Source organism: Paenibacillus sp. FSL H8-0261, from assembly GCF_045040645.1.
Lineage (GTDB): Bacteria > Bacillota > Bacilli > Paenibacillales > Paenibacillaceae > Paenibacillus_AQ.
This window is the reverse complement of sequence record NZ_CP150297.1, coordinates 6093394-6111819: the sequence shown is the minus strand read 5'-3', so window position 1 is coordinate 6111819 and position 18426 is coordinate 6093394. Positions and strand designations below refer to the sequence as shown.

The window sequence follows — 18426 nt, the reverse complement described above, 5'->3', positions numbered from 1 at the left end:
AGGTCATAATGAAATTGTAGGAGGTAATGTTATGAATTGGTCTTGGTTAATCACATTGATCTGTCCTTTGATGATGTTATTTATGATGTTCGGACTGGGTGGGAAACATGGACACGGGCACGGGCATGGGTCGAGAAAGCAAGCATCGCCTGATTATCAGGAGCTTCAGAAAGAATTGAATGAGCTGAAAATGCAGAATGAACAAATGAGAAGAGATATTCAAAGTTTCACACCATAAGCTTTCGGAGTAATTGGCTTAAACCGGGCGAAGATCGGGTAATTCCTGATGTCGTCCGGTTTTTTTGTTCTTGGTCGTAGGTGGACAAGCATATGAAAATTTCTAATGAAACATATTTACATTTTTCAGAAATGAGCATATACTTTAAATATAAGTTGCACAGAGGAAACTTTCGTGTATATAGACAACTTTTTTTGGGCAAGAGGAGGAATTGACATGTTGGAACAAACTTTAATAGAAAAACCACATATAGAACAACCGCATATGAGACAACATAAAAACTCCATTTCGGCGCAAGCCGTACTTAATGGGGAGACCAAAGGAATTAAAAGATTACTTCCTTTCTTAGGTCCAGCGTTTATCGCTGCGGTTGCTTATCTGGATCCAGGTAATTTTGCCACCAACATTACGGCGGGTTCAAAATACGGCTATCTCCTATTATGGGTGATTGTAGCCTCGAACTTAATGGCCGTTCTTATTCAGGCCTTATCCGCCAAGCTTGGTATTGCTACAGGAAAGAACCTGCCGGAGATCGCTCATGATCGTTTTCCGAAGAGTGTATCGATCTTCTTATGGATTCAAAGTGAACTGGTGATAATAGCTACGGATCTGGCGGAGTTTATCGGGGCAGCATTGGGGCTTTATCTATTATTTGATATTCCCATGCTGCCGGCAGCACTCATTACTGCGGTCGGTTCATTTGCTATCCTAGAGCTTCAGCGCCGGGGTTACCGTTCCCTTGAGGCAGGAATTGCTGCAATGATCCTTATAGTTGTATTAGCCTTTGCTTTTCAAGTGATTGTAGCTAAGCCAGATATGGGAGCTGTTGCTGTAGGTATGTTTACACCTAAGTTTGAAGGGGTAGACAGTATTCTCTTGGCAGCAGGGATTCTAGGTGCAACAGTGATGCCACATGCCATTTATCTACATTCATCACTTACACAGAACCGTATCGTAGGAGTAAATGAAGCGGAAAAGAAACAGATTTTTAAACTGGAATTCATAGATATTATTATTGCGATGATTATTGCAGGGGCAGTGAATCTGGCAATGGTTATTGTCTCAGCCGCATTATTTTTCAAAAATGGTATCGTGGTTGAGGATTTGGATGTTGCGTTTCAGCAATTTAGTCACTTAGCTGGACCCGTAACGGCGATCTCGTTTGGTTTAGGACTACTCATCGCTGGACTATCGAGCTCTTCTGTAGGAACTATGGCTGGTGATGTAGTGATGCAAGGCTTCATCAACAAAAGAATTAACCTGTACTTACGCCGTGCGATTACGATTATTCCACCTTTGGCTATCATTGGTTTTGGTGTAAATCCAACGAAAGCACTCGTTATCAGCCAGGTGATCTTGTCCTTTGGGATTGCCTTTGCTCTGGTACCACTGGTTATGTTTACAAGCAATCGTCAGATTATGGGCGGGTTAGTGAATCGTAAGGTGACAGCTGCTCTCGGCTGGCTTATCTCTGGTCTGGTTGTATCGTTAAATTTATTTTTGGTATATCAAATATTTGGATAAGGCAGGACATCTTTATTTGGTGAGTGAAAAAAGGTATACTTGAGCATGTTTATAATTCACGCCAGAGTAAGGAGATCGACAATGTCCATGCAAGAAATATCCGGTTATAAGTCTATAGCCCTTGATATTGCACAAAGAATTGTAAGCGGGGAATTTCCCGTACAGAGTAAGCTATCCGGGCGTTCTCTATTGGCAGGGCAATATCATGTTTCTCCAGAAACGATTCGTAAGGCTATGGGATTATTGAAGGATGAGAATATAGTGTTTGTTTCGCAGGGAAAAGAGATTATTGTCATCTCTGATCAAAAGGCGTATGAGTATATCACCAGGAATAACTATCTGAAATCAGCTTATTCATTGAAACAGGATCTACAGCAATTATTGCTTGAAAAGAAGAAGCTCGACGGTAAATTTGAGAAGCTACTAACTGGAATTATCGAGGCATCAGACCGGATGAAGAATTTAAAACCGTACCACCCGGAAGAAATTACAATCCATGAAGAATCACATGTGGTTGGTAAAACCATTGGAGCATTACAATTTTGGCAGAATACAGGGGCTACGATTATAGCGCTTCGCCGAGGTGCTGATATAACCATCTCTCCAGGTCCGCATGTCATACTCAGAGAAAATGATGTACTTGTAGCCGTTGGTGATGAGAAAATGTACCAAAGAACGGAACAATTTATCAATAAAAATTGAGAAAATCATTTATAATAATAGCTTGAAAAAGGCTATCCAGCGGGGGTTATCACTGGATAGCCTTTTTTTTATAATTAACATATTACAATTATTAACAAACAACCTATTGAATGCATGTAGGTTGTCAGTTTGGGGATTGTTTGTTATAGTTTAACTTACAGAGTAATTAGAGAGATGATCTGACGATAGATATTAGAAGGAGGAACCTCATGCTGAAATTTGAAGGAGTAGGTAAGAAGTATGCTAATGGTTATGAAGCAGTTAAGAACATTAGTTTTGAAATCGAAGCTGGAGAAATACTAGTACTGATCGGTCCCAGTGGTTGCGGAAAGACAACAACAATGAAAATGATAAATCGTCTTGTCCCGCATACATCAGGCCATATTTATATCCACGGCAAAGATATTACCAAGGAGAACCCCGTAAACCTCCGCAAGAACATCGGTTATGTTATTCAGCAAGCTGGTTTGTTCCCGCACTACACCATAGAAGACAATGTTGGCCTGATTCCCGATCTAAAGGGGTGGGATGTGAAGAAGAAAAAAGAACGGGTGCTCGAAATGCTCCGTCTAGTCGGACTTGATCCGGTTCTATATGCCAAACGTTATCCGAAACAATTATCAGGTGGGCAGCAGCAGCGTGTAGGTGTAGCCCGTGCATTGGCAGCTGATCCCGAGATTATATTGATGGATGAACCGTTTGGTGCTTTGGACCCTATTACCCGTGAGCAGCTGCAGGATGAATTGCTGCGCATGCAACAAGAAGTGAAGAAGACAATAGTATTTGTAACACATGATATGGATGAAGCACTGAAGCTTGGAGATAAAATCGCTATTCTTAAAGATGGTGAAATCGTTCAACTAGATACACCGTATGAGCTGCTCAGCCGGCCTGCTAATGATTTCGTAGAGTCATTTATCGGCAAAAACCGTATTTACCAAAACCCTGAGTATATCCCCGTAACAGAAGTCATGCGTGACAATCCATCCACATCCCTTCCAAGCCGCACGTTGGGTAAAGCTCTTACCTTTATGCGTCAACGCAAAATGGATACACTACTGGTTGGAAACGAGAAAGGTAAGCTGCTTGGCATAGTCTCCGCTTATGATGTTACCGCTAAAATGGAACAAAGCCTTACTATCGAAGAAATTATGACACCACCTGGGGTGGTGCTGCAGGATACAGCAACAGCAAGAGACGCATTATCATTGATTACGGAAGCTCCATACGGCATTATTCCGATTGTAACCGCTGAGGGGAACATTGCCGGGATTGTTACAAGAGGCAGTCTTCTGACGGCGTTTGCTGCACAATGGGGAGGCGCGAAAGAGGAGGAAGTGTCTGTATGAGAGATCAATCGTTATGGCAACAACTCATATATCAATTAGATTTACGTAGGGAAGATTTGATTCATTCTATGGGAGTGCATATGCAACTTGTGCTCTTGTCCATGTTATTTGCAATTATTGTTGGTATTGCGCTTGGAATTATGATTACACGGGTTAAACCTCTGAAAGGTATTACGCTTGGTGCGGCTGGGATTCTTCAGACAATACCTAGTCTGGCGATGCTCGGATTTATGATTCCTCTATTTGGCATAGGGATGAAGACAGCAGTTGTAGCTTTGTTTCTGTATTCACTGCTGCCAATTATCCGCAACACCTACACGGGAATTACTGATGTGGATCCGTCTATAGTAGAAGCGGCCCGGGGAATGGGAATGAAGAGCTGGCAGATTCTATTCAGGGTTCAACTCCCTTTAGCTTTAAGTGTAATTATGGCGGGGATCCGTACTGCTGCAGTTATTAATGTCGGGACAGCAACACTGGCAGCCTTTATCGGTGCTGGCGGATTGGGTGAATTTATTTTCCTAGGTATTCAACGGAACATCGAAGCACTAACCTTACTTGGCGCTATTCCGGCCGCGATTCTTGCACTCGTGCTGGATTATCTGCTTGGATTGCTTGAACGGTTAACGACTCCAAAGGGATTGAAAGTATAACTAAAACTCTGGTCTCGAAAGAATATAAAAGGGGAGATTATATATGAAAATTCCAAAATTGATGACAGGCGTTTTAACTACAGTATTAATGGGGGCGCTACTTGCCGGGTGTGGTGGCGGGAATAATAATGCTGCTACGGGTAACAGTGGAGAAATCACAATTGGCTCCAAAAACTTCACGGAGAATGTTTTACTCGCTCATATGATGGCAGATCTGATAGAAGATAAAACAGATATTAAAGTGAAGCGCCAGATGAACTTGGGAGGCTCTAATGTAGCTTGGAGTGCACTTGAGAATAATAACATCCAGCTATATCCGGATTACACCGGTACCATTGTAGCTAATTACTATCAGGAGAAGACAGGAAACTCCGAGCAATCGTTGGCCAAAACCAGAGAACTGCTTGAAAAAGATGGACTGGCCTTTCTGGATCCATTCGGCATAAATAATACCTATACTTTAGCTGTTAGCCGCAAAACGGCTGAGAAGTACAATCTAAAGACTTTCAGCGATTTGGCGAAAGTATCTGGAGAAATGGTTCTTGGCGTAGAGTTCGAGTTCTTGGATCGTGAGGACGGGTACCCAGGTATCCAGAAACTTTACGGTATGGATTTCAAGCAGAGCAAAGGAATGGACCATGGTATCATGTACCGTTCGATCGACGATGGGGAAACAGATGTAACCAATGCATATGCGACGGATGCGCAAATTAAAGTACATGATCTGGTGATTCTGCAGGATGATAAAGAATTCTTCCCACCTTATGATGCAGGACCGATTATTCGTCAGGAAACGTTAGATAAATACCCTGAATTGAAAGGCGTCTTAAATCAATTGAACGGACAAATCAGTGACGAAGAAATGCAGCAATTGAACGCAGAAGTTGATGTGGATGCGCTCAAGGAAGAGGATGTAGCTCGTAATTTCCTGATCAAAAAGGGATTAATAGAAGGCTAAATATGAAATATAAACTAAAGCAGGCTAGGGAATTTCCTAGCCTGCTTCTTTGCTGATTATTTATAGGTCTGTCTAGTTTCTGAAGTAGTCTGCCAATCCTTCGGCGATAGCCTTGGCTGCTTTTTTCTGATAGGAGGATTTACGGACAATTGACTCATCTGTAGGGTTGGTAAGAAATCCGAGTTCAACTAAGGTAGCTGGAATTCGATTCTCCCTTAGGATGTGATAATCACCAAAGGATAACCCATTGCTCTTTAGACCGATGCCTTGTCCCAGCCGGGTTTCAATCGCCCGTGCCAGCTTTAGATCATCGGACTCGGAGTAAAAGAAGGTTAGTGTCCCAGATACTTTTTTCGGAGAGGAATTATAATGAATGCTTACAAATGCATTTGCACGCAGGTCCTCACTCATCTGAACACGCCGTGCGAGCGTAGGCTTCTGATCCTCTCGGGTACGTGTCATCTCAACCCGTGCACCTTTAGCTAAAAGGGCATCGCGGAGATAAAGTGCGGTTTGCAGATTCAAATCCTTCTCCATGGTGTTATATGTAGTGCCGAGCATTCCCGGATCACTGCCGCCATGACCGGGATCTACGACGATTAATTTTCCTCGTAAATTTCCTGTGTGCGAAATGCTGCTTGTAGTGCTTGTGCTTCTTGGCGTGGTTCCAGATCGGATGTATTGTGCTGCGACCCAACCGATGTCACCGCTAGCTGTTCGAATTCGTGCCCAATCGTCCTGACGAAGGAGGAGGATAGCTGTATCCTTAGCTTTTAAAGAACCGAGTACCTTATATTGTGTGCCTGGACCGCTTCGAACGCGTAGTGAATCTGCCGTAACTGTAACCTTTGTGGTACTACTCAAGGTGCTGGTTGAGGTGGAAGAAGTAGTGCTGGGTTTGGAAGCTACCGATGATCCAGAAGCGCCAGATTGCTTGGAGCTATTGTTCACCTTTTTAAGGTAATAGCCGGCTACCCAGCCAGAGGTGTTCCCCGTCTTAACCTTCAACCACCCGTCTTGTTCATCGGTCACAGTTACTTTTGCTCCGTTCTTAATAGATCCTACAACAGTTGCATTCTTTGCCGGCTCACTGCGTACATTTAAAGAGTTCGCGTATACCTGAGCGGTATAACTAACTGCTGCCGTTTTAGCTTCAGCAGGCTGTGACGCTGTTATACCCATAAGGCTTGCTGCAAGCAATGTGACACCTATCATTTTTTTCATAGTATCCTCGCTTTTTCAAAGTAGTCGTAATTTTTTACCCACTTTACGAGGTTTAGAATAATATTTTTTGAGAAATTTATGAGAACTTGGCCTCTTTTCCGGTGGTCTAAAGACTTGTATAATTATTACATATTGGGAAGGATGAAGGAGCACTGCCGTGACTAAACCAAAGCTATTCATTGGATCTTCCAGAGAATCCATACGTTATGCAAGAGCGATTCATGAGCAGCTGAAGAGGGATGCTGAAGTACATCCTTGGTATGCCAATGCCTTTCGAGCGAATGAATACACGATGGAGGCACTGGAGAGAAATTTGGATGAGAGCGATTTTGCCGTATTTGTGTTCTCGCCAGATGATGTCGCCAAAATACGCGGTAAATTTTATTATGTGACTCGTGATAATACGGGGTTTGAAATGGGATTGTTTTGGGCCAGATTACGGCGTAATCGTGTTTTTTGCTTAGTGCCGGATCAGGTGACTGCCCGCGACGATTTAATCCCTGGACAGAATGTTGAAGAATATCATCTGTTGTCCGATTTGTCGGGAATTACAGCTTTAGAGTATGAGATGCACCATGATAATCCTACGGCTGCTGTGGATGTGAGCTGTGGTAAGATTATTGATAGTGTCCAGGGGTTTGGAAAATTCCGTGACCCGGTGAAAGATTTAGAGCAGCTAAAGATGGAATTAAGGCGCAAAGAAAGTATCCTTCATTTTTTTTGGCAATATAATAGTAATGTGACCATCTCTGAGGATGGAGAGAAGTATCACGCACTCAGTGAGGCGATCCGCAATTCTTTCTTACCTCCGAAGCATTGTCGTGTGATCGGTGCTGCGATCTGGCAGGCTCAAGAGAAGGAACAGCTTGTTCAGGTGGGAGGGAATGTCGGACGTGGGCACTCCTATTCCTTGACTGTTACGAAAGGGAATGAGAAGCAGCCTAGTGTGGTAGATGCATTTTTATCGAGCAAATGGACTTTTTTTCAACGCACGGAAGTTGCGGAGGTATATATCCTATGCTATCCTCTAGGTAAGAAGTATGTTCTTTCCGTACACTTTTCAGGGAGTGATGGATTATCTGCGGATGATCTTAAGGCGGTAGTTGCGAATAACCAGGATTTATTCCGTACCATCAATCATTTAGTAGGGGAGGATTCAGCATGAAGCGAATAAAGGGTATTAACAACTTATCGGGTGCTGTTCTCCGCTCTGCAAGTGGTGGAAGCAGGAGTGCAGAAGATAATAAGAATACCACAAGCAAAACAGGGTCGAGCCATTCCGCTCAGCAACCAGCTTCAGCTCAAATTTATACTGCGCCTTCTTTAGATGGTGGAGACGATGAATATAAGAAGCTTATTAGCGGGAAGGTAGACAACAATAAACCATCCTTTGCGTGATGAGCATAAGTGCTGTCTCAAAAGTAGTGAATCTACTTAGGGGGCAGCTTCTTTTTTTTGAGAGTAATTAGGGAAAAACTCCCTGAGAATAGCTGCTAATTACTCTAAATGAGTGAAATCAGGGAATTCCTCCCTAAAAATCGGGGAAATATCTATATTTACCGCCGAATCAGGTTAATTATAGGGAGGTATTCCCTAATTGTTAGTCTATTGAGTAGAAATCTCCGATTTTCAGGGAGATATTCCCTAATTCTTGAGCAGAGCATCCGGTTCATTTCTTACAGCAAGACACAATGTTGCAACAGCGCAAAAAGCACTTCTCCACGAGCGGGAGAAGTGCTTTTTTATTAACTGGTACAGCCCCTCAGTTCTATCGGCTATTCTTCTTGGCAATCTCACGTCGTACGACAGGGGCGACCTCAGTTGCCAATAGTTCAATAGCTTTGGCTACCTTGGCGTAAGGAAGGCCGCCGATGTCGAGCTGAGTCATAAAGCGGCTATGGCCGAACAGCTCATGCTGATAGAGGATTTTTTCAATAATTTGCTGCGGGCTACCTACAGCCATCGTGTTATCAGCAGATACATATTGCCCAAAGTCGTCACGAGATACACTGTATTCTTGACCAGGTTTTGGGCTGATGGAATTACGATAACTATAGTAGTATGGGTAATATTCATCGAGCGCTTGCTGTGAAGTTTCGGCAATGTAGCCGTGGCTAGTAATCGCAATCTTTAAAGATTCAGGGGCATGACCCGCCTGAATTCCAGCGCGTCGATAAGTTGCAGCAAGCTCTTGGAAAGGTTCTGGACTACCGCTAAGAATGGCGATGGCCATTCCAGTTCCGAGTACGCCAGCTTTTTCCGCGCTTTCAGGAGAACCACCTACACCAATCCATACAGGAAGGCTTTGCTGAAGAGGGCGTGGTGCAATCTCAGAATCCTTCAAGGATGAGCGGAAGGAACCCTCCCAGTTCATAATTTCATGCTTATTAAGCTCGAGAAGCAGATTAATATTCTCGGCGAATAGTCGATGATAGTCTTCAAGTTCGTACCCAAAGAGCGGAAAAGATTCCACAAAAGCACCACGTCCAGCAATAATCTCTGCACGGCCATCTGACAGTAAATCAAGTGTGGCGAAATCCTCGAATACGCGCACGGGATCAATGGTGCTTAATACAGTAGTGGCGCTCGTCAACTTGATTCTGCGAGTAACCTGGGAGATGGCTGCCAGCACGACTGGAACCGAAGAAATCGCAAAATCAAGACGATGATGCTCACCTACACCGAATACATCAAGCCCCGCCTCATCCGCCAGCTTGGCCGCAGCTACAACTTCGTCGAGTCGTTGTTTCGGGCTGATCTTATTCCCGGTATGACAATCAGCCACAATGTCTCCTAAGGTGTAGATACCGAATTCAAAATCGGATGCTGGTGCTGTGGTTACCTCGTTACTCATAATTACAAACCCCTTGTTATTCATATATTTGATAAAGCTTGTTCGTTTATAGAAGAATGTGATTATTATAACACAATAACTTACAAATTGTAAGTTTATGAGTAAATGTTTTGATTTCTACTCTTGCAGATGTCAAAATGAGGAATAATAATCCATGTTCTTACATTCTGCTCGTCATTAGTATTATATTTTTTTTTGAGAATCTATCCAATTGAGGCATTTATATGAGGAGGCGTGTGGTGGTGAGAGGAACATTATTGAAGTCGTATCTTCGTACTGCGATTATTGGTTTAGGGGTATTGCTTATGGTAAACCCGGTACAAGCTGCTGCGGTTGATTCGCACACCTCGTATGTAGGATCGAATTTTGAAGATTATTATGCAAACCTGCCTGCTGCGAAGGTGGAGTGGTCCACTACAATCGATGTACCAGCTGCTGAAAATTCATCAACGGATTACCTCATGGGTAATGGGGTTGTTTCTGTAGGAGAAGGGAAAGCTTTTATCCTACAAAAGGGTCAACTACTCGCTATTAATGTTCAGACTGGAAAGGTAGTATGGAAATATGGCGCCAAACTAAAGACACCACTGCTCTATCAAGACGGAGTAGCTTATGTGACTTCTGAAGCGGGTACCATTTATGCTGTTCATGCGGCTACTGGTAAAAATAAATGGAGCTCATTCATAAATAGCAAAGGTATCAGTCAATTGGTTATTGATAAAGACCAGCTATTTGCTACCGCAAGTGGTGATATTCAAAGTTACAATCTGAAGGATGGCAAGCTGCAGTGGCGTGATAATTTTAATGCACCGCTGTTTGATCCATTCGTGATTGAAGATAATTTAATATTAGCTGAAAACTCAGAATCCGGCGCTTATACGTATAACATCTTACATGCATTTGATCGTATAACCGGTAAGGAGCTCTGGAATAGTCGGAATCATAGTCTTCCGATTGCAGCAGGTAATGGAACGCTCATCTCACAACGGCAAGCTACCTTGATGGATCTTATCCCTTTGACAACGCTCGATCATCTAGATGTGAAGACAGGTAAGGTTGTAAAGACGGTAGAGTATAATCCTAATAACATTGACCCTGAGAACCCAGTGACAGAAGATGGATATATAAGTAGTGGCGGTATAGCTTGGATTATTGGGGACAGAATATATATCGGGGGACAAAAAGGGGTATTCAGCTATCCAGCAAATGCTGATCCTGCTACCGTAACACGAGATAATTACACTTACGCATCTATGGCAAGTAAGCTGTCCTATGCGGCAGGCCCTTATGATGGAAAAATTCTTTTCAGCGACAATCAAAGTATTTATGGTGTGAAAATGGTGAATAAAACCGCAGTCCAGTACGGCGGATTAAGCAATCCGATTGCCCGCTTCGATCTGCTCGGACATGGCATGTATGTAGCCCAGACGGATGGTAAACTAGTGGCTATAGATTTGATTAGTGCCAAACCGATTTTACAGCTTAAAACATCTGATCGAGTATTTGGACCCACACTGCTTGAGAACGGAATGATTATTGTACAAAGCAAAGGGAAGTTAACTGCTTTCAAGGAGCCTCAGGCTCTGAAGATGAAATAATAAAACGCATCAGCGGCTCGCCGAAGAATATTCGGTCGGGCCGTTTTCTATGAATTGGACTCTAAAATCCCAGTGCGAAAAACACAAATCTAATTTATAATTAATAGGTTATAGGTTTAAAAGATTACTAAGAAGGACCGGGGGATATCATGGAACAGCAAGCGATTTGGGCGATAGGTATTTTTCTACTGATTTATGGACTGATTATTTCTGAGAAAATTCACCGTACGATCTTAGCGATGTTAGGCGCTATTGTTATGGTAGCGATGGGCATTGTGGATCAGGAGACGGCACTACATCACATTGATTTTAATACCATCGGATTACTTGTAGGCATGATGATGATTGTAGGGATTACTGCAGAGACAGGACTTTTCAAATATGCGGCAGTGAAATCAGCAAAGCTGGCGAAAGGGAAGCCGAGAAGAATCCTGATTGCTTTGTTTGTTGTTACTGCTGTGGCTTCTGCTTTCTTGGATAATGTTACAACAGTGCTACTTATGGTGCCAGTTACCTTCAGTATTACAAGGCAACTGCGTATAAATCCGCTGCCTTTTTTGATGTCACAAATTATTGCATCGAATGTCGGTGGGACAGCAACATTGATCGGAGATCCACCGAATATTATGATCGGCAGCGCTGTGAAAGAGCTGACGTTTATGTCCTTTATCAGCAATCTAACGCCTGTGATTATCATCATTATGTTAGCGTATATCCCGCTTTTACTACTGATGTTTGGTAAGCAAATTAAATCCACTCCGGAATTGCAGCAAAGTATCATGAACATGGACGAGAAGGCAATGATTACGGATCATAAGCTGTTGCGAAAATGTTTGATCGTACTTGGAATTACGATTACGGGCTTCTTTTTACATCAGGCGTTACATTTGGAGTCAGCGACGGTTGCCTTAGCGGGGGCTTTTTTACTGCTCTTATTAACCGGAGGAGAACACATGCTGGAAAAAGCTTTTCACAGCGTGGAATGGATTACGATCTTCTTTTTTATCGGACTGTTTGTTTTGGTATCAGGACTCGTCGAGACAGGTGTCATCGCGGAGCTGGCTGCCAAAGCGATTGATTTAACGGGTGGGGATGTGCTCATGAGCTCGATGATGATCTTATGGGTCAGTGCAATTGCTTCTGCGTTTCTTGATAATATTCCTTTTGTAGCAACGATGATTCCTTTGATACAGGAGATGGGGCAGATGGGGATCACCAATCTGGAGCCCCTCTGGTGGAGTCTAGCCTTGGGTGCCTGCTTGGGTGGCAATGGTACATTGATCGGTGCCAGTGCTAATCTGATCGTTGCTGGTCTAGCTGGAAAAGAGGGCTATCCGATTACATTCATGAAGTATTTGAAGGTGGGTTTCCCTTTAATGCTGCTGTCCATTGTGATCTCAAGCATATATTTATATTTAAGGTATCTGTAGTAAACAAGTGTGTCTGAAAAAAGTTTTATTGTTGACAGCTTTTCAAATGGATGATATTTTAAATATTATAATTCCAATTGATTTACTTTGAATAAAAATTACCGACTGTTCCTACAGAGGTATTGCGAATGTAAAAGCGCAATACCTCTGTTTTTTTGTATACAGAATTTAAGGAGGGGTCACGATGGGAGAAGCGTTGCTGTCGATTTCAAATCTAAATAAACGTTTTGAGTCGACCGGAGGTCATGTTCAGGCACTGTATAATGTTGATCTCCATGTGCAAGAGGGTGAATTCATTACGGTCATCGGGCCCAGTGGCTGTGGCAAAAGCACGCTGCTGCGCATCGTGGCCGGTTTGGACAGTGGATATACGGGGAGGGTTACCTTAGGAGGGACGGAGATTGGGGGTCCCGGAATCGATAAGGGATTTATTTTTCAAGAGCATCGTCTCTTTCCTTGGCTCACCGTAGAGAAGAATATTGCTTCTGATTTGCCGCTAGGCAACAAAGAAATTAGACGTAAGGTCGATGAGTTGATTGATCTCGTCAAGTTAAATGGGTTTGAGAAATCCTATCCCCGGGAGTTATCGGGAGGGATGGCCCAACGGGTGGCGATAGCCCGTGCGCTACTGCGAAATCCCAAAATCCTGCTGCTGGATGAACCGTTTGGTGCACTGGATGCGTTCACTAGAGCGCATATGCAGACGGTGTTACTGGACATTTGGCGGGCCAACAAAACAACCATGATTTTTGTAACGCATGATATTGATGAGGCTGTATTTCTAGGTAATCGGGTAGTGATTCTAGAACCTCGCCCCGGGAAAATACGTAAGATTGTCCCGGTTGATTTGCCGTATCCACGTAAAAAAACAACGTCTTCTTTTCAAGAGTTACGCCTGAAGGTGCTGAATTATTTTGAAAAAGTCGATGAGCTTGAGCTTATTGACGGGGCAGGAATATAAATATGTCGACCATACCAATGGAGACCTCCGAAAGTGTTCAATATTCGAGGGTCTCTTTTTGTTATTTAAAGAGATTGTAAAGCTAAAAAAAGGTGGGTGCAGAGCATGACAAACCGGGCTATAGCCGTAAGAACTTCCGGACGCCCCGGAAAGGTAACAACATTTGGACTGGGCCTTCTGCTGCCGGGCACTGTACTGATTCTGTGGCAGACCCTTGGACACTATGGAATGATCTCAGAGATGCTGTTCCCGACGCCGTATACCATTGCAGAATCATTTGTAACTTTGGCTGCTTCAGGGGATTTATGGCCGAACTTTAGGATCAGCTTGGTCAGAGCCCTTGCCGGATTCCTGCTCGGTGGTGGACTTGGTCTGCTATTAGGCATTCTCGTAGGTCTGTTCCGCAGATCAGAGAAATTGCTAGATCCATCCCTGCAAATGATTCGCATGATACCAAGCTTGGCTGTAGTGCCGCTATTCATTTTATGGTTCGGGATCGGTGAGGAGTCTAAAGTGCTGTTGATTGCTAAAGGAGCATTTTTTCCGCTTTATATTAATACGTTCATGGGTATTCGCGGCGTGGATAACAAGCTGTTCGAAGTATCTCGAGTGCTTGGATTCAGCCGGTTAAAACAGGTTGTAAGACTTGTACTTCCAGCGGCATTGCCGAATATTATTCTCGGAGTGCGCCTTTCCTTGGGGCTCTCTTGGTTAGGTCTGGTAGTCGCAGAGCTGATTGCTTCCACTTCAGGCATTGGGTATATGATGTCGGACGCGCGTCAATTCGCGGATACACCTGTGGTGTTCGTGGGAATTATTATTTTTGCCATTGCAGGACTGGTGAGTGATTCTATTGTTCGCTACATTGAACGTCGGCTGCTGAGATGGCAGGACAGCTATCGCGGATAAACAGAAAACGCGCAAGAAACGAAAGGGGGATGCGCCATGAGTGATGGAGCAGAAGCTATTTTGAATAACACTACAAGAGCAAGAGAATCGCTAGATAGCAGTGATATTGCTCCTTTATCGACTAAGAAATTGGAGAAATCCGCGGTACCTATAGCATGGAAATCTCTACTGTCAGATTGGGGAACGGGCGCTATCATTCCGGTGATTACAATAGTACTTTGGCAGCTGGCAGGAAGCACCGGACTGATCTCCGCGCAGTTTCTGCCGACTCCATTGTCGATCGCCAGAGCTTTTACAGGCCTATTGGTGACTGGAGAGTTAACTCATCATCTAGGTGTCAGTATGGGGAGGGCGGGAGTTGGATTTCTTATCGGAGGTGTTCTAGGCCTTTTATTCGGAGTACTGACTGGCTTGTTTCGCAGTGTGGAATATGTGCTCGATCCTAGTGTACAGGTCCTTAGGCTTGTTCCTCATCTAGCTATAGCACCGCTGATTATTTTGTGGTTCGGATTTGGGGAGATGTCCAAAGTAGTGATCATTCTGACAGGGTCATTCTTTCCACTCTATATTAATACGTTTATGGGCATCCGCAATGTGGACAATAAGCTGTTTGAGGTGTCCCGGGTGTTAGGCTTTAGTCCTTACCAAAAGCTGCGCAGGCTGATATTGCCGGCAGCATTACCCGGGATTTTGTTAGGATTGCGGCTGTCATTGGCTGTAGCATGGATCGGTCTTGTTGTAGCTGAACTCATTGGATCACAATCCGGCATTGGATTCCTGATCAATGAGGCGAAGCAGAACTCTAATACAGAGGTTGTGTTTGTAGGCATTATTATCTTTGCTATTGTCGGGAAGCTAATCGATTCTTTGTTCCGAATCATTGAACGCAAGTTTCTGTTCTGGCGCGATAGTTACGAAGGGTAAATCATTTGAGGAGGTCTTGAGCTATGAGTGGATCGATACAAAAAGGATCGTTGAATTTGGTGGCGGATGTGCTTGTTATAGGTGGAGGACCGGCAGGAACATGGGCAGCCCTTACGGCCTCAGCGAAGGGGGCGAAAGTTGTCCTTACAGATAAAGGCTACTGCGGTTCGAGCGGTGCAACGGCCCCCTCAGGAACAGGAGTCTGGTATGTGAAGCCGGATGAGAAGCTCCGGGAGGAGGCCAAAGCAAGTCGTTATACATTGGGCGGTCAGTTGGCTGAATCCCGCTGGATGGACCGAGTGCTAGACCGTACCTATGCCAATATGAACAAACTTGGCGTTTCAGGATATCCATTCCCTGTAGATGAGCAGGGTAACCAGTATCGTAAGAGTCTTCAGGGACCGGAATATATGAAATTAATGCGTAAGCTGGTGAAAAAGGCGGGCGTTAAAATTCTAGATCATAGCCCAGCCATGGAGCTCCTAGCGGATGAGCATGGCGTAGCTGGAGCGGCTGGAGTCCATACGCAGAGTGGCGACACCTGGACTGTTCAGGCAGGAGCGGTTGTTATTGCAACTGGTGGATGTGCTTTTCTAAGTAAGGCGCTTGGTTGCAACGTGCTTACTGGTGATGGTTATTTATTCGCTGCTGAGGCTGGCGCGAATCTGTCAGGTATGGAGTTCTCTAATGCCTACGCAATTTGCCCAACGTTCTCATCGGTGACCAAGACGGCGTACTACAACTATGCCAGCTTTTATTATGAGGATGGAAGCATTGTGGAAGGGGCCGGTTCCAAGAAAGGGCGTTCAGTTATCGCTCGGAATCTGCTAGCAGGCAATCAGGTGTATGCCAAGCTGGATGGAGCGCCCGAGGATTTAAGACCGCTGCTGCGGGTGGCGCAGACGAATTTTTTCTTGCCCTTTGATCGACAAGGGATCGATCCTTTCAAGGATGCTTTTCCGGTTACGCTTCGTCTCGAAGGAACGGTTCGTGGGACGGGTGGTATTCATATCACGGACGAAAGCTGTGGCACAGGTGTTCCCGGACTTTATGCGGCAGGAGATGCAGCTACCCGTGAGCTAATTTGCGGGGGATTTACTGGTGGTGGCAGCCATAATGCGGCTTGGGCTATGTCATCCGGCAGTTTTGCAGGAGAAGGGGCTGCTGTCTATGCGCAGAGCCTTGGCTCGAATGCAGCGTACCGTAATCCAGTCGGCTTATCATCTTCTCCACTGGTTCATCAAGAAGTGAAGCCTGGAGTATCAGCTCATACGTCAGAGGTTGTGTCTGCTGTGCAGGCTGAAGTGAAGCCGTATGACATTAATTTATTCCGTACGGATAAAGGGCTGACCTCTTCATTAGGTCGTCTGGATGAATTGTGGAAAGATCAGCGTAGCCGTGAGATTCAGCGTACACCTGAAGGGGTTAAAGCGCGTGAAGCTGAAGCCATGACTGCAACCGCCCGCTGGATGTACAATTCCGCGCTTGCCCGTACGGAGACGAGGGGCATGCATAAGCGTGAAGATTTTAAGGGAACGGATCAAGAACAGCATCATCGCTTGATTAGCGGTGGATTGGATCAGGTATGGGTGAAGACAGAAGCCGTGGCCAAGGAGGGTGTTCTATCATGATTGAGGTGATCAGCGCTGCTAGATGTGTAGAGTGCAACCAATGTGTATCGGTCTGCCCGACCAATGTCTTCGAACGGGTAGAGGATGGCATTCCTGTTATTGCCCGGCAGAGTGATTGCCAGACTTGCTTTATGTGTGAGCTGTATTGTCCTGTGGATGCTCTATACGTTGCGCCAGATTCAGAGAAAGTGATTGGGGTGACAGAGGCAGGGCTTCAAGAGCAGGGATTACTTGGTGGTTATCGTGAAAAGGTAGGCTGGGGCAAAGGCAGACAACCGGTAGCAAGTCATGACTTTATGTACAAATTGGCGTCGAGGGCAGGGTTCTGACCTTGATTAAGATTAAGATAAATAACATAAATCTAGGGGGAGAAAGAAATGAAACCAGCGTACAGAGAGATTCAAGGGAAAGGTTCTAAAAGGATACGATTTGCACTTTTAACTACGATTATGATGGTTATGCTGGTTCTTCAGGCTTGCGGAAATAACGCTGGAGGAAATGGAGCATCTGCATCCGGCAGCTCTAGTACAGAGAAATCTGGAGGCAAAGCCGAAAGTAACGTTCCAGCGGTACTGAACTTTGGTTTTATAGGCTCTAATAAGCTGAATGTGCCAGGTGGCGCGGAGGGCTGGGGCTTTTATAAAGGGATCATTCAAGAAGAGTTGAAGAAATATGGCATTACTGAAGTGAAGCTTACGGGCTTTCCAAACGGTCCTGATCAGACAGAATCCTTAATTAGTGGTCGATTAGATATCGGCAGCCTTGGGGATACACCTGCTATTATTGCTTATGCTTCTGGCGCCAAGACACGTCTGATTTCACAATCCTCAGCCAACACTATCGGTTATCTAATCGGTAAGAAGGATGGACCAAAGACGGTGAAGGATCTGCAAGGGAAGACAATTGCCATTCAAAAAGGCTCTTTCATGCACCGCTATGTGGTTGGATTACTTCAGGAGGAAGGCGTAACTGACTATAAACTCGTGCATATGCTCATTCCGGATGCTACCGCAGCTTTGGCCCGTGGAGATGTAGATGCTACGACTAATTTGGGTGTACCTGCGCTGAAGTTAATTGACCAAGGTTACACTCACTTAGACGATGCCTCGAAGCATCCGAACTTGCTCGGCACTAGTGCAACTGTCGTGTCCGAGGACTATCTGGCGAAATTCCCTGACTTTCCGAAGGCGTGGAACGAAGCCCGTGAGAAAGCCTTGGCGGATTTGAAACAACACGAGGATGAATATTATCAATTTTTGGCCGAAATCGGAGATACAACGCCAGAGCTGGCGAAGCAAGTAAATCCAATCAGTGATATCAAAGATACCGCGTTCACTGACGAAGGAACCAAGCTACTGGAGGGTACCAAGAACTTCCTTGTCGAAGAAAAATTAGCGAAAAAAGACTTTAATATTAGCGATTGGCAGCTGAAATAACAATTGCTTGGAAAGCGCAAATGCTTGGGAGGAAA

The 18426-nt window shown here is 44.6% G+C and carries 18 protein-coding genes; 16 read left to right on the top strand and 2 right to left on the bottom strand.

What is annotated here, in order from left to right; genetic code table 11:
- Window positions 1-13 precede the first annotated feature (13 nt).
- The 6 genes from MHI27_RS27185 to MHI27_RS27160 all read left to right on the top strand — a co-directional run bounded on the left by MHI27_RS27185 (window position 14) and on the right by MHI27_RS27160 (window position 5424).
- On the top strand, window positions 14-238 hold the full coding sequence (locus tag MHI27_RS27185; RefSeq protein WP_405176807.1) for a DUF2933 domain-containing protein: 225 nt from the start codon (window positions 14-16) through the stop codon (window positions 236-238).
- A 264-nt stretch (window positions 239-502) separates the two neighbouring features.
- Entirely contained in the window at window positions 503-1762 is a 1260-nt protein-coding gene (locus MHI27_RS27180) for an Nramp family divalent metal transporter (RefSeq protein WP_405176806.1), read from the top strand.
- 81 nt (window positions 1763-1843) lie between these two features.
- A complete protein-coding gene (locus MHI27_RS27175) occupies window positions 1844-2464 on the top strand; it encodes a TrkA C-terminal domain-containing protein (RefSeq protein ID WP_256716426.1) in 621 nt (206 codons plus the stop codon).
- Window positions 2465-2673: 209 nt separating this feature from the next.
- Window positions 2674-3813 carry an ABC transporter ATP-binding protein gene (locus MHI27_RS27170; RefSeq protein ID WP_405175067.1) on the top strand — a complete coding sequence of 380 codons (1140 nt, stop codon included), beginning with the start codon at window positions 2674-2676 and terminating at the stop codon, window positions 3811-3813.
- On the top strand, window positions 3810-4466 hold the full coding sequence (locus MHI27_RS27165; protein WP_149644861.1) for an ABC transporter permease: 657 nt from the start codon (window positions 3810-3812) through the stop codon (window positions 4464-4466). The genes MHI27_RS27170 and MHI27_RS27165 overlap by 4 nt, the downstream gene beginning before the upstream one ends.
- A gap of 43 nt (window positions 4467-4509) precedes the next feature.
- The gene (locus MHI27_RS27160) at window positions 4510-5424 is read left to right on the top strand and encodes a glycine betaine ABC transporter substrate-binding protein (RefSeq protein ID WP_405175066.1); all 915 of its coding nucleotides are present in this window, start codon (window positions 4510-4512) and stop codon (window positions 5422-5424) included.
- A 72-nt stretch (window positions 5425-5496) separates the two neighbouring features.
- Here MHI27_RS27160 and MHI27_RS27155 read toward each other — a convergent pair whose 3' ends face one another.
- Window positions 5497-6648, bottom strand: a complete 1152-nt coding sequence (locus MHI27_RS27155) for an N-acetylmuramoyl-L-alanine amidase (RefSeq protein ID WP_405175065.1) — start codon at window positions 6646-6648, stop codon at window positions 5497-5499.
- Window positions 6649-6805: 157 nt separating this feature from the next.
- On the opposite strand from MHI27_RS27155, the gene MHI27_RS27150 reads away from it, so the two are divergent.
- Window positions 6806-7813, top strand: a complete 1008-nt coding sequence (locus tag MHI27_RS27150; RefSeq protein WP_042191948.1) for a TIR domain-containing protein — start codon at window positions 6806-6808, stop codon at window positions 7811-7813.
- Window positions 7810-8046: a hypothetical protein gene (locus MHI27_RS27145; protein WP_076285512.1), complete on the top strand. Its 237-nt coding sequence runs from the start codon at window positions 7810-7812 to the stop codon at window positions 8044-8046. Before MHI27_RS27150 ends, MHI27_RS27145 begins: the two co-directional genes overlap by 4 nt.
- A 370-nt stretch (window positions 8047-8416) precedes the next feature.
- Here MHI27_RS27145 and MHI27_RS27140 read toward each other — a convergent pair whose 3' ends face one another.
- Complete coding sequence (locus tag MHI27_RS27140) at window positions 8417-9502, bottom strand: LLM class flavin-dependent oxidoreductase (RefSeq protein ID WP_076300684.1); 1086 nt, start codon at window positions 9500-9502, stop codon at window positions 8417-8419.
- 242 nt (window positions 9503-9744) lie between these two features.
- Between MHI27_RS27140 and MHI27_RS27135 the strand changes: the two genes are divergently transcribed.
- From MHI27_RS27135 to MHI27_RS27100, 8 genes are all read left to right on the top strand, one after another.
- On the top strand, window positions 9745-11100 hold the full coding sequence (locus MHI27_RS27135) for a PQQ-binding-like beta-propeller repeat protein (protein ID WP_405175064.1): 1356 nt from the start codon (window positions 9745-9747) through the stop codon (window positions 11098-11100).
- A 149-nt stretch (window positions 11101-11249) separates the two neighbouring features.
- A complete protein-coding gene (locus MHI27_RS27130) occupies window positions 11250-12530 on the top strand; it encodes an SLC13 family permease (RefSeq protein WP_405175063.1) in 1281 nt (426 codons plus the stop codon).
- Window positions 12531-12714: 184 nt separating this feature from the next.
- Window positions 12715-13491 (top strand): ABC transporter ATP-binding protein, encoded by a 777-nt coding sequence (locus MHI27_RS27125; RefSeq protein ID WP_341129202.1) that lies wholly within the window; start codon window positions 12715-12717, stop codon window positions 13489-13491.
- A gap of 105 nt (window positions 13492-13596) precedes the next feature.
- Window positions 13597-14400: an ABC transporter permease gene (locus MHI27_RS27120; protein ID WP_076300680.1), complete on the top strand. Its 804-nt coding sequence runs from the start codon at window positions 13597-13599 to the stop codon at window positions 14398-14400.
- A 36-nt stretch (window positions 14401-14436) separates the two neighbouring features.
- Window positions 14437-15324, top strand: coding sequence for an ABC transporter permease (locus MHI27_RS27115; RefSeq protein WP_341059467.1), 888 nt, complete (start codon window positions 14437-14439; stop codon window positions 15322-15324).
- A gap of 23 nt (window positions 15325-15347) precedes the next feature.
- Window positions 15348-16955: an FAD-dependent oxidoreductase gene (locus MHI27_RS27110; protein WP_405175062.1), complete on the top strand. Its 1608-nt coding sequence runs from the start codon at window positions 15348-15350 to the stop codon at window positions 16953-16955.
- A complete protein-coding gene (locus tag MHI27_RS27105) occupies window positions 16952-17284 on the top strand; it encodes a ferredoxin family protein (RefSeq protein ID WP_076120303.1) in 333 nt (110 codons plus the stop codon). The genes MHI27_RS27110 and MHI27_RS27105 overlap by 4 nt, the downstream gene beginning before the upstream one ends.
- A gap of 48 nt (window positions 17285-17332) precedes the next feature.
- Window positions 17333-18391, top strand: coding sequence for an ABC transporter substrate-binding protein (locus MHI27_RS27100; RefSeq protein ID WP_405175061.1), 1059 nt, complete (start codon window positions 17333-17335; stop codon window positions 18389-18391).
- Window positions 18392-18426: the final 35 nt, after the last annotated feature.